9 protein-coding genes and 1 tRNA gene are annotated in these 12,672 nt (G+C 54.8%); 9 read left to right on the top strand and 1 reads right to left on the bottom strand.

Annotated features, from left to right (window positions below; all coding sequences use genetic code 11):
* The 5 genes from D5S03_RS10680 to D5S03_RS13815 form a co-directional block, all read left to right on the top strand.
* The coding region (locus tag D5S03_RS10680; RefSeq protein WP_287043956.1) for a DEAD/DEAH box helicase family protein at window positions 1-6,157 on the top strand (6,157 nt) is incomplete at its 5' end.
* 214 nt (window positions 6,158-6,371) lie between these two features.
* Entirely contained in the window at window positions 6,372-8,498 is a 2,127-nt protein-coding gene (locus D5S03_RS10685; protein WP_287043958.1) for a 3'-5' exonuclease, read from the top strand.
* 9 nt (window positions 8,499-8,507) lie between these two features.
* Complete coding sequence (locus tag D5S03_RS10690) at window positions 8,508-8,678, top strand: ADP-ribosylglycohydrolase family protein (RefSeq protein ID WP_083803930.1); 171 nt, start codon at window positions 8,508-8,510, stop codon at window positions 8,676-8,678.
* A gap of 148 nt (window positions 8,679-8,826) precedes the next feature.
* A complete protein-coding gene (locus D5S03_RS10695; protein WP_050775141.1) occupies window positions 8,827-9,426 on the top strand; it encodes an ADP-ribosylglycohydrolase family protein in 600 nt (199 codons plus the stop codon).
* Window positions 9,392-9,646, top strand: a complete 255-nt coding sequence (locus D5S03_RS13815; protein ID WP_050775140.1) for an ADP-ribosylglycohydrolase family protein — start codon at window positions 9,392-9,394, stop codon at window positions 9,644-9,646. Before D5S03_RS10695 ends, D5S03_RS13815 begins: the two co-directional genes overlap by 35 nt.
* A gap of 55 nt (window positions 9,647-9,701) precedes the next feature.
* Here D5S03_RS13815 and D5S03_RS10700 read toward each other — a convergent pair.
* Window positions 9,702-9,778: transfer RNA gene (locus tag D5S03_RS10700), tRNA-Arg, on the bottom strand.
* Between the two features lie 116 nt (window positions 9,779-9,894).
* Here D5S03_RS10700 and D5S03_RS10705 point away from each other — a divergent pair.
* From D5S03_RS10705 to D5S03_RS10720, 4 genes are all read left to right on the top strand, one after another.
* Window positions 9,895-10,452 carry a UbiX family flavin prenyltransferase gene (locus D5S03_RS10705; RefSeq protein WP_008869419.1) on the top strand — a complete coding sequence of 186 codons (558 nt, stop codon included), beginning with the start codon at window positions 9,895-9,897 and terminating at the stop codon, window positions 10,450-10,452.
* Between the two features lie 296 nt (window positions 10,453-10,748).
* Window positions 10,749-10,994 (top strand): hypothetical protein, encoded by a 246-nt coding sequence (locus D5S03_RS10710; RefSeq protein WP_008869418.1) that lies wholly within the window; start codon window positions 10,749-10,751, stop codon window positions 10,992-10,994.
* Window positions 10,972-11,397, top strand: coding sequence for a putative toxin-antitoxin system toxin component, PIN family (locus D5S03_RS10715; RefSeq protein ID WP_008869417.1), 426 nt, complete (start codon window positions 10,972-10,974; stop codon window positions 11,395-11,397). The genes D5S03_RS10710 and D5S03_RS10715 overlap by 23 nt, the downstream gene beginning before the upstream one ends.
* Before the next feature lie 321 nt (window positions 11,398-11,718).
* A complete protein-coding gene (locus D5S03_RS10720) occupies window positions 11,719-12,414 on the top strand; it encodes a metal-dependent hydrolase (protein WP_008869416.1) in 696 nt (231 codons plus the stop codon).
* Window positions 12,415-12,672 lie beyond the last annotated feature (258 nt).

Raw genomic sequence — 12,672 nt, forward strand, 5'->3', positions numbered from 1 at the left:
AAACAAGGGTCCGTACATTTCACTGCAGCTGCCGTTTGAAAAAGGCGGCGACCAGGAATATTTTCCCCATGTACCCCTTGGCTACACTCCTTACAGGCACCAGGATAAGGCCTTTGCCAGGCTCTGCGGGCCGAAGCCCCGGGGGACTCTTATCGCCACCGGGACCGGCTCGGGCAAGACTGAGTGCTACAACCAGCCCATCCTGGAATATTGCCGCGTCAATTCCGGTGCTCCAGGCATAAAGGCCATCCTGCTCTATCCCATGAACGCACTGGCCTTTGACCAGGCTTCCAGGCTGGCGGCCACCATCTGGAAAAACCCGGGGCTACGGGGCCGGGTAACTGCCGGGCTTTTTGTGGGACAAAGCACCGCTGATCCCAGTTCCACCATGGGCGAAGATCACATTATAACGGATAAGGACCTTTTGAGGCAAAGCCCGCCGGATATACTGCTCACCAACTACAAGATGCTGGACTATCTGCTGCTCCGGGCCAGGGACTCCGCACTGTGGGCCGCCAACAATCCCGAGACCCTGCGCTATATAGTGGTGGACGAACTTCACACCTTTGACGGTGCCCAGGGTACGGACCTGGCCTGCCTGCTCCGCCGCCTGCAGTCCAGGCTGGGTACTCCTGCCGGATACCTGTGCCCCATCGGCACCTCGGCCACTCTGGGGGGTGATGACTCCACAGATCAGTTGATCCGGTACGCCGGCAAAATCTTCGGTCAGGACTTTGACCATGAGGCACTCATTACAGAGAGCCGCCTGAATGCGGATGATTTCTTGCGCGGTGAGCTCATAAGCCGGGTGGACATACCGGCACCACGGGATATGGATGCTTTAAAGCCGGAGAAGTATGATACCCCAAGGGATTTTCTGGAGGCCCAGATCCAGTTGTGGACGGGTCTGGATCTGCAGGCTGAACCGGATAAGAGCCAGTGGCGGGTGGACCTGGGCCAGGCTCTGAAAAGCCATGTATTTGTGCACAACCTGTTGCGGGTGGTGGACGGACAGGTGCGCAGCATGCAGCACATCTTAGACGAACTCGGGGGCAAGGCCTCGCCCCAGGTCAAATCCGGCGGACCTGAGTACGCAAGTCTTCTGCTGTCAAGTCTGCTGGCCTGCATTTCAACCGCTAAAAGCCTGGACCAGGAAGAACTGCGGCCCTTTATCCATGTCCGGGTACAGCACTGGTACAGGGAACTAAGGCGCATGGTCTGTTCAGTAGGCTCTTCTCCGGAGATTCGCTTTTCAGATGACCTGACCCAGGATCAAAGAAACCGGCATCTGCCTCTGCTGCATTGCCGTGAATGCGGCCAGATGGGCTGGCTGGGCAGGCTTCCTCTGCATGGTGCCGGCCTGCAAAGCGATTTGAAAGCCATCTACGTGGATTTTTTCAGCAAAAAGCCCTCCCAGAGACTGACCAGTATTTTTCCCCAGGAGCAGGGCAGCAGATCTTCCTTTTTTCCCGGGCACAGCATGCAGCTCTGCCCCTGGTGCCTGCACCTGGGAAATAAGTCAGGAGACGAATGCAGGGGGTGCGGGCAGACCGGTACCATAGCAGTTCTGGTGCCGGAATCTGCAGTCAAGCACTGCCCATCCTGCGGGGCTCACAACAGCCTGACCCTGCTGGGTTCTCGGGCCGCCAGCCTGACCAGCGTGATGATTGGTCAGTTCATGTCTTCCAGTTACAATTTTGATCCCAAGTGCATAGCCTTCTCGGATAATGTCCAGGATGCTGCACACCGGGCCGGGTTTTTCGGAGCCAGGACGTTTCGTTTTACCTTCAGGGCTGCTTTGCAGCAGTATGTACAGGACAGGGCCGAAGGCCACAGCCTGCAGCGTATTTCCCGGGAGATGCCGGCTTATATGCAGAGCCGGATGGATGCTGAAAACTTCGCCGCTACCTTTATGCCCTCCAACATGACCTGGCTGCATGATGCAGAACACTTAGAAAAGCATGACTGCCTGCCATCAGGGTCGGATCTTGGAAGCCTCATTGCCCGCCGCCTGCGTTTTGAAACCGTGTCAGAATATGGATTCAGCAGCCGTATTGGACGGACTCTGGAAAAGTCCGGGGCCTCTGTGGCCAGACCTGACCCGGAGCGAATGGGCCTGGTGATTGAAGAACTGAAAATGATCCTGCAAAACGAAATGGAAGAGTTGCGGATGCCCCAGGGCACTGCAGGGAACTCAGGGGACACTTCAGGCCAGAGCATCAATAATAATGCACTGGCCTCCTTTTTAATGGGCCTCACTGTCCAGATTAAAAACCAGGGGGGCATCTTTGACCCGGACTTAGAGGAGTACGTCAAAAACTGGGGCAAAGAGTACTATATCAGCCAGAGGCGGAAGCACTGGATGCCGGGATTCGGTCCCAAGACCCGCACTCCGGGATTTGTAACCACCAGGGCGGGTATGGACCGTTTCCCTCAGATTACTCACAGCGGCAGCCGCAACAGCTGGTATGAGTGGTGGGCCTTCAACTATTTTCCAAACCTGGCCATGCGCCAGCCCGGGCTTGCCCAGCGGTTTTACAACCTGGTCTTTGCTTCTCTGAACAAACACGGGCTGGTTCAGGACCGCTTCCAGGACGGACACCATATTTACGGCCTGCAGCCGGATGCCCTGCAGATCACCAACCAGGTGCAGCAATTCAGGTGCAGCATCTGTGGTTTCAGCCTTTCCGGGGCAGCGGCGGATCATGAGGTCTGGAGCAGCATGTCCTGTCTGCGCCGGGGGTGTCAGGGGATTTTCGACCCGGCAGAAAGAGGGGCGGACTACTATGGCCGGCTGTACATCCGGGGCAGAATCAACCGGGTGGTGGCCAGGGAGCATACAGGGCTGCTTGACCGGGACACAAGGGAAGAGCTGGAGCAGAAATTCAAGACCCCGGATGCACAGCGAAAACCCTGGTATCCGAACCTGCTGTCCAGTACCCCCACCCTGGAGATGGGCATTGATATCGGCAGTCTTTCCGCCACGCTGCAATGTTCCGTGCCTCCGGGGCAGGCCAATTATGTCCAGAGAACCGGCCGCAGCGGCCGCAAGGACGGCAATGCCCTGAATCTGACCGTGGCTGCCGGTCAGGCCCATGACCTGTACTTTTTTGCCCGGCCCTTAGAGATGATCTCTGGTTACGTACATCCTCCGGGAGTGTATCTGGATGCCTCGGCAGTTCTGGAGAGGCAGTTTACAGCCTTTTGCTTAGACCGCTGGGTGCAGGCCAGTCCCGGAACCGACCCGGTGCCTTCACGCCTGAGCACTGTGCTGGACACCTTTCAACGCCAGGACAGACAGGTTTTTCCCCATAACTTCATGGAGTATATCCAGACCAGACAGACCCGGCTTTTTGACGATTTTGCAGGTCTTTTTCACCAGGAGCTAAGCCAGGACTCCATTAATCATCTGAAGCAGTTCGTGTTTGGAGACAGCCAGGAGCATCCCGGACTTGGCTATCGCATCCTGCTGCGTCTGTATGACCTGCAAAAGGAAAGAAAGGGCCTAAAAACCCAGGTGGACCGGCTGTACCGGGAGATAAAGCGCCGGGAGAACAGCCCGGTCCGGGACAAGAACCATGAGGATGAAATGGACAGCCTGCGCCAGGAGCGCTCCGGGCTCATGGCCCTCATACGCAATATCAACTCCAGGGACACCTACAATTTTCTAACAGACGAGGGGCTTCTGCCCAACTATGCCTTTCCAGAACAGGGGATTTTACTGCAGTCCATAATCTATCGCCGCAGGAAAATTCAGCAGAAAGGGCAGGGCAGGTACGAGACCCTGAATTTTGAGTACGAGCGTCCAGCCTCCAGCGGCCTGCGGGAACTGGCCCCGGGTAATCGTTTTTACGCCGAAGGCAGGCGGGTGGAAGTGGACCAGGTGGACCTGCGCACGGCAGGGCTGGAGACCTGGAGACTTTGCAGCAACTGCCCCCATTGCGAGCCCGAGGCCAGGGCCGGCGGTTCAGCAGTCTGTCCCAGGTGCGCAAGTCCCATGTGGACAGACCAGGGCAGGAAGCAGGAACTTGTCCGGGTCAGGCAGGTCATGGCCAATGCCCCGGACTGGGACAGCCGCATAACAGACGAGTCGGATCAGCGGGACCCGGCCTTTTACAGCACCCAGCTCCTGGTGGATGTGGATAATGCGGCCATCAGGGATGCTTACCAGATTGAACACCCGCAGCACCCCTTTGGTTTTGAGTTTATCTCCAGGGCGGTATTTCGAGACATCAATTTCGGTCCCCAGGGACAAAACAGCCGGTCCATGCAGGTGGCTGGAGAAGACCTGGAGGGGGCGGGCTTTGTGCTGTGCAGGCACTGCGGCAAAGTCCAGAAGCGTGACGGCCGGATAAAGCATGCCTTTGGCTGTCCAGCCAAGGATAAAGACAGCGAGGCCAATTTTGTCAAAAGTGTTTTTCTGTACCGGGAGTTTACCTCGGAAGCCATCAAGATCCTGGTGCCGGTTACTGGTATAGAGGCCTCCAAAAAGCGGCTGGATTCCTTTGTGGCCGCACTGCAGCTGGGTCTTCGGCATCACTTCGGTGGTTCAGCCTATGCCATAGACCATCTCCAGACCACTTTGAGCCAGGAACCGGTGCCGGATTCCAGCCTGCGTAAGCAGTACTTAGTTCTGTACGACACTGTGCCCGGGGGCACCGGCTTTTTAAAGCAGCTCATGCGCTCCGAAACCATGCTTACTGTCCTGGAAAAGGCCATGCAGGCCCTGACCAACTGCTCCTGTCACAAAGACCCGGACCGTGACGGCTGCTACAACTGTCTTCTGGCCTATCGTCACAGCTACCTTATGCCCACCACTTCCAGGCAGACAGCCCAGGAAGTGCTGTCCACAATTCTGTCCCACCGCGATACCCTGCGCCAGGTGGACAATCTGCAGCAGATCCGGGTGGAAGGCCTGGGGGAAAGCGAGCTTGAGGTGCTTTTCCTGGAAGGTCTGCAGAGTCTGGACAGACAGGGCTGGACAGTGGAGCTGCGCAAAGAGGTCATCCGGGGCAAACCGGGGAGGTTTCTGCGACTAAGGGCGCAGGCCTACGAGGTGGAACCCCAGGTGGAGCTTGGACAGGCACAGGCAGTGGTGATACCAAGCCGGGCGGATTTTGTTATCCGTTCAGCCCGGAGCAGGCAGGCCGGCAGACCTGTGGCTGTTTACGCCGATGGACTGGCCTTTCACAGGCAGCGCATGGGCCAGGATATGGCTCAGCGTATGGCCCTGGTGCAAAGTGGGCGCTTTCACACCTGGAGCCTGACCTGGAAGGATATCCACGGACAGGTCAGGCAGAGACAGGAAAAGGTGGCGGATCTTCTGCATCCGGGGGACAGTCCCATGGGCCGGCAGAAGTTCGTGCAGCTGCTAAGCCAGCTTGACCTGGAAGGATGCCGGGAACTGCATACCAGGGACAATTTCTCCCTGCTGGCACATTTTCTGGCTGATTTACGGGCAAAGGATATGCAGAATTATGCCCTGGCCCAGGCTGTAAGCCTCTTGGACATGAGCCCTTCCCAGGATGCAAGAGATGAGTGGCTGCAGGCGGTGGACCATGTGGTCCCGGATATTTTACTGCAGGAGCTGGATGCCCGGGTGCACGAGTCTCTGATCGGCAGCCTGAACCCTGGGCCGGTTAACCTGTTTGTCCTGGCCTCCAGGAATGCCTTGAAAAGTGCGGATCCTTCGGGTGTGCGCCTGTTCTGCTGCCTGGATGATACAGAAGAAGCCCAGGAGAAAACAGGGTTTGAGCGCAGCTGGATTAATTTCCTGCGCCTGTATAATATCTTCCAGTTTTTGCCCAGAGCCTTTTTCTGCACCCGGCAGGGACTCAGGCAGGGCATGTATGACCAGCTCATTGAGAGTTTTTCAGATCAGGATGCAGGGGCATCTCATGCTTTAGTTGCCCGGGAAGACGATCCTGAGTGGCAGGAGGCCTTTGAGCTTGCCGGTCTTGAACTGCATGAGCGCCTGTCACAGATGCGCAGCCAGGGCTGGCCTGCCCCTGAAGTTGGTTTTGAACTGCATGCCGGGGGCAGGGTGCTTGCCGAGGCAGAGCTGGCCTGGCCGGAACAGAAGATTGCCTGCCTTACTCATGAGCAAAAAAAGGACGCAGAAATTCTGCAGGAACATGGATGGACTGTTTACACGTAAACATTCAGGTAGACGCCGGAACCGGCCCGGGGACAGTCCCGCACTTATTTTTTTCTGATGGACAATTTTTGGCTGTTGGCGTTGGAAAAATAAGTGCGGGACAGTCCCCAGGCCTGGTGCCAGTAATCACCAACCAGGACCCCCTGAATGGTTACGTTTACACCCTGGATGAATAAAAGGGTACCTGCCCTTCAAAACCATAGGGAGATTTTTTATGTCCCAGAATCAACCCACTGTGGCCATTTCCAGTGATTTTTTCAATGCTTTTGCCGGCCTGCCCAAAAAAGTCCAGAACAAGGCCATGAGCTTCGTTTCCAAGTTCCGCCAGAATCCTGAGATTCCCGGTATAAATTACGAAAAGATACATGACGCTGCACACCCGGGGTTTCGCTCGGTGCGTATCGGGGACGATTACCGGGGTATTGTACTTAAACCTGACAGCGACAACGTTTATGTCCTTTTGTGGGTGGATCACCACGATGAGGCCTATGCCTGGGCCAGGCGCAAAAAATGCGCGGTCCATCCCGATACCGGGAGTCTGCAGATTTTTGACGTAATGGAGGTCCCAGGCCATGAGGTCCAGCAGCAGGAAGTAAGCAGCGCAGCTGTGCCGGGTCTGTTTGATGAGTTTCGCGACAGGCACCTTGTGCAGCTGGGAGTCCCCCGGGAGATGCTGTCCAGGGTCAGGAAAATCACCAGAGAGGAAGAACTGGATGAAATGCTTGGCTCTTTGCCCCAGGAGGCTTACGAGGCTTTATTTTTTCTGGCTCAAGGGTTTTCGCTGCAGGAGGTCTTTGACCAGACCGGCAAGACTGAGACGGAAAAAGAGGTGGATACCAGCGACATCAGGACTGCCTTAGATCAGCCCGATTCCCAGCAGCGTTTCCATGTTATCACTGATGACCTGGAACTGCAGGCCATGCTGCAGGCCCCATTAGAGAAGTGGCGGGTATTTCTGCATCCCACCCAGCGCAAGCTTGTGCAGCGCAGCTGGAACGGACCTGTCCGGGTTCTGGGGGAGGCAGGCACCGGCAAGACAGTGGCAGCCATGCACCGGGCCAGGTGGCTGGCCAGGGAGATATTTACCGGGGAGCATGACTGGATTCTTATGACCACTTTTACCCGGAACCTGGCTGCGGATATCCAGTCCAATCTGCAGACCATCTGTTCTCCGGAAGAGCAGGCCAGAATAGAGGTGGTCAATCTGGATAAGTGGGTTTCGGATTTTTTGAAACGTTCAGGCTATTCATACAGCATCATCTACTCCCACAAGACAGATGAGCTGTGGAAGCAGGCCATGGCTGCCGCCCCGGAAGAACCGGCTCTGCCGGAATCTTTTTACCGGGAGGAGTGGTCCAGCGTGCTCCAGCCCCAGGGAGTGACCAGTTTTGAAGATTACAGCAAAGCCTCGCGCAAAGGGCGCGGTGTGGCTCTGAACCGCAAGGCGCGCAAGGCAATCTGGCCGGTTTTTGAAGAATACCGGCTGCTTTTGAATGAGAACGGATGGCGCGAACCGGATGATGCCATGCGCGATGCCCGGAATATACTAGAGGTGCAGGGACTCAGGCTGCCATATAAATCCATTGTGGTGGACGAGGCCCAGGACATGGGCACTCAGGCCTTCAGGCTTTTGCGGCAGATGGTTCCGGAAGGTCCAGACGACCTTTTTATTGTAGGTGATGGCCACCAGCGAATTTACCGGCACAAGGTAATCCTGGGGCAGTGCGGTATAAAGATTGTGGGTCGAAGCCGCAAACTGCGGGTCAATTACCGGACCACCGAAGAGACCAGACGCTGGGCTACAAGTGTACTTGAAGACCTTGTCATCGATGATCTGGATGAAGGCCGTGACGACACTAAGGGCACCACATCGCTGATGCGGGGCCTGGAGCCGGATATAAAGCATTTTGATTCATTCGAGGCGGAAAAGAAATACCTGGTGCAGCTGGTCCGGCAAAAGGAAGAAGAAGGCGCACTGGCCCGGACCTGTCTAACGGTCAGGACTAAATCCATGCTCAAGCGCTACCAGCAGGTAATGCAGGATAACGCAGTGCCGGTATATGCCATCAGCCACAATGCAGCAGAGGACAGAAACGCTCCGGGTCTTAGACTGGCTACCATGCACCGGGTCAAAGGCCTGGAATTCGAGACCATGATCCTGGCCGGGGTCAACGACGGGATCATGCCCCTGCGCAATTCCTTAGAGTCCACGGATGATGCAGCGGAAAGAGAAGACCGGGAACTGAGGGAAAGAGCCCTGTTCTACGTGGCAGCAACCCGGGCCAGACAGGAACTGGTGGTCACCAGCTATGGCAGACAGAGTCCATTTATTGCTTTGTAGAACAGAGTTTTGACCACACAAGACAGATTCCGGGGCTGCCTCGCCGGCCTGGCTGCCGGTGATGCCGTGGGCACCACCGTGGAGTTTATGCCCAGGGGCAGCTTTGAGCCGCTCAGAGATATGGTCGGTGGAGGACCGTTTAATCTGCGTCCGGGTCAGTGGACTGATGATACCTCGTAACCATTCAGGGGGCGCAGGAAACGTCCCGGGGGACAGTCCCGCACTTATTTTTTTTCTGATGGACAATTTTTGGCTGTTGGCGTTGGAAAAATAAGTGCGGGACAGTCCCCAGGCCTGGTGCCAGTAGCCACCACCGAGACCCCCCTGAATGGTTACCATGGCCCTGTGCCTGGCAGAGAGCCTGACTGAAAAGGGCGGGTTTGACGTCCGGGACCAGATGGAAAGATACTGCAGGTGGATGGAAACCGGATACCTGAGCAGCACCGGGTCCTGCTTTGATATCGGCAGTACCGTGGCTTCGGCTTTGCAAATATACCTGAAAACCGGTGAGCCTTACTCCGGTTCAACCCATCCCAGGTCGGCAGGCAACGGCTCCATTATGCGCCTGGCACCAGTACCCATGAAGTACTTTCCTGATATGGATCTGGCTGAGAGCATGGCCGGGCAAAGCTCCAGGACAACCCACGGGGCAGAGGAATGCATCGATGCTTGCAGACTCTTGGCCAGGATGACGGTCAGGGCTTTATCAGGGCGGAGCAAAGAAGAAATACTCCTGGCGGACAGGGACTCTTTTCGGGGAAGTAAGAAAATTACAGCCATTGCCAGGGCAGGGTACCTGGAAAAAGATGAGTCGGATCTTTATGGAACCGGATACGTGGTCCAGAGCCTGGAAGCGGCCCTGTGGTGTTTTGCCAGGTCCGTTTCGTTTAGAGATGCAGTCCTGCGGGCCGCTAATCTTAGGAGATGATGCAGACACCACAGCGGCTGTCTGCGGTCAGCTGGCCGGGGCATATTACGGCTTTGACGGCATCCCCCCGCACTGGACTGAAAAACTGGCTATGAAGGAAAAAATCCTTGAACTTTCGGACAGGCTTTATTCAGAAAAGACTTCTAACTCAAAAAATGACTCAAAGAAATTGTGGATGGCTGAGGATTTTGACGTTTATTTTAAACGAATAAAGACTTAAACATGTTGATACTTCAGGACTATTTGATCTGATGGGATGAGTGCTGATTTTTTGGTGGTGGGCAATGCAGGATTCGAACCTGCGGCCTCCAGCTCCGGAGGCTGGCGCTCTATCCTACTGAGCTAATTGCCCGTTAAGAAAATAATGTTATGTTGCAAAGGTTCAAAAGTCAAGGCTGTTGTCTTTGAAATAATATCACCCTTCATCTGGCGTATGTTCACCAGTTATGTCATTAAAAAGGATAGGTTATGAATAAAATTGTTATGGCCATTACCGGGGCCAGCGGGATGCCTTATGCCCTGACCCTGGTCCAGGAGCTTATCAGTCTTGATATTGAGCTGCACTTAGTGGTCTCCAGTGCTGCATACAAGGTTCTTCAGCTGGAATCTCCCGGATATGAAGCAACCTTGAGTCTTGTTGAGAACATATATCGCCAGGATGACCTGGGTGCCCCTATGGCCAGCGGTTCTTTTCAGCATGGGGGGATGGTGGTCTGTCCCTGCTCCATGGCTTCTCTGGCTGCCATAGCACAGGGGCTGGGCAGCAATCTCATACACAGGGCCGCGGATGTCACCCTCAAGGAGAACCGCAGACTGGTCCTGGTGCCCAGAGAGACCCCCCTGAACAGGGTGCACCTGCAGAATATGCTCGCGGCCAGGGATGCAGGCGCGGTTATTCTGCCCCCGTGTCCGGGATTTTACAACAAGCCCCAAGAGATGCAGGATCTCATCCGGCATATAGCCGCCCGGATTATGGATTCGCTGGGCATAGAGAACAGTGTGTCCAGGCGTTGGGAGGGAGGGTAGGACGCATGGGGCATGGCGCATGGGGCAAGAAAGCATAGGGCATAGGGCATGGGGCATGGGGCAGGGAGAACAAGAGAGGAGAGCTGGGTTGAACTGGGCTTGACCTTGTGCTGGAAACTATATAAATTGTTTATACATAAGTTTTAAATCAAGCTGTTTTGAAGCGTGTCTTTGGAATATCTGTTCAGCATTTTGCATGATGCTTATGAACTGGTCCCCAGCTTCCTTAAAAGTCTAAGCAGGTACTCATTGGAGAAAAATCAGCTTATACATTTGTATATACAATGGAGGATAAAATGTCCACACAGATGATTGTCAGGATTGATCCAGGTCTTAAAGACCATGCGGGCCAATTGGCCAGGCAGGAAGGAAAAAATCTGAGTGAGCTGGTAAGGGAACTGCTTATCAAATATATTAACGAAAGAGACATGAGTGCCCACATTGATGACCTGTGGGACAGGATCGGCAGGCAGCTTTCCAGCCAAGCGGCATTGTCTGACATAGAAAAAGCAGTACAGGATGTCAGGGAAAAAAACATATAAAGTTGTCATAGACACAAATGTTTTTGTGTCCTCTTTTTTCGGCGGTCTCCCCCGTCAAACCATAGATCTCTGGAAAAATGGACAGATTATCCTGTGTCTTTCTCAGGATATTGTGGAAGAATACATGGAGGTGCTGATCAGACTGGGTGTAACGGATAAAAAAAGCCTGGAGGATCTGTCCGGGCTGTTCGCGAGGGGATGGAACTGTCTTTATGCGGGGGTCACTCCTGACCTCAGTGTTATTCAGGAGGATTCAGGGGATGATAAATTTCTGGAATGCGCTATTGCCCTGGACGCCGGATTTATCATTTCTGGAGACCAGCATTTGAAAAAGCTGAAAAAATATTTCCATATCCGCATCATGTCCCCAAGAGAGTTTATGGATTTTTTGAATGAAGTTTAAGGGCAGAGGGCATAGGGCATGGCGCATGGGGCAAGAAAGCATAGGGCATGGGGCATGGCGCATGAGGCGGGCATGGGGTCCCGGTGAAATTCGCTGCGCTGATACTTCGTATATTTCACGGGGTAAACATGGGGAAGAGGGCATGGGGCATGGGGTACCAGTGAAACCTTTGTCCTTGACAGGGAGTCCTTTGGGCTGTTTGCCTTGCCTGTCCCGTACATTTTCCTCCAATGCACTGGGGTTCACCCAGTGAAATGATAGAAGGTTTCACAAGTCAAGCGGGGTAAACATGAGAAGCTTAACAAGAAAGGAGTATTTTTTATGTCCAGCAAACTTATCTGGCACGGGCATGCGAATTTTGAGATTGTGACCTCCGGGTTGAATATCCTCATCGATCCCTGGTTTGAAGGCAACCCGTCAGCAGGTTCAGCTTCAGGGGATGTCAAGAAGGCCGACCTGGTGCTGGTTACCCACGACCATGCCGATCATATCGGTCAGGCTGTGGATATTTGCCAGAAAACCGGGGCATACCTGGGAGCCATTGTGGAGGTGGCCGGCAAATGCAAGTCCATGGGGGTAGACCCGGGTAAGATAGTAAACGGCATCGGGTTCAACATCGGTGGGACCATCGACTTTGAAGGGGTTCAGGTCACCATGACCCAGGCTGATCATTCCGCGGATCAGGGCTCATGTGTAGGCTTTATTGTAACGCTGCCCGGAGGCGGCCCCTGTCTCTATCATGCAGGGGATACCGGAATTTTCGCCACCATGCAGCTCTGGGGGGAACTCTATGATATTGACGTAGCCATTCTGCCCATAGGCGGGGTGTTCACCATGGATCCCAGGCAGGCGGCCCTGGCCTGCAGGCTTCTTGGATGCAAAAAGACAGTACCCATGCACTGGGGATCTTTTCCGGTGCTGGAACAGAATACAGAGAATTACAAAAAAGAGCTTCAGGCCAGAGCTCCTGGTACAGAGCTGTTGGCCATGCAGCCCGGAGAAAGCATCGACCTTTAGGTTGACCGGTCGAAAGGTTTTCCGGATGCAAGCCGCAATCGCAGGCAAAAAAGAGGCTGCTTTAAGGCGGCCCTTTTTGCCTGCACTTGAGTTTTAACCATTCAGGGACTCCAGGGTGGTAACTGCTGGCCGATTGCAGCACAGCCTGAATAGTTCGCTCAGCTGATGCATATCTCCACGGTCAGGGGACCGCCGTCGGTGTCGAAGGGGATGGCCAGGATGGCCGAGGACGAGACATGTCTTATGGAATGGTCCTTG

It is taken from the genome of Desulfonatronospira sp. MSAO_Bac3 (assembly GCF_003838035.1).
Classification (GTDB): Bacteria; Desulfobacterota; Desulfovibrionia; order Desulfovibrionales; family Desulfonatronovibrionaceae; genus Desulfonatronospira; species Desulfonatronospira thiodismutans.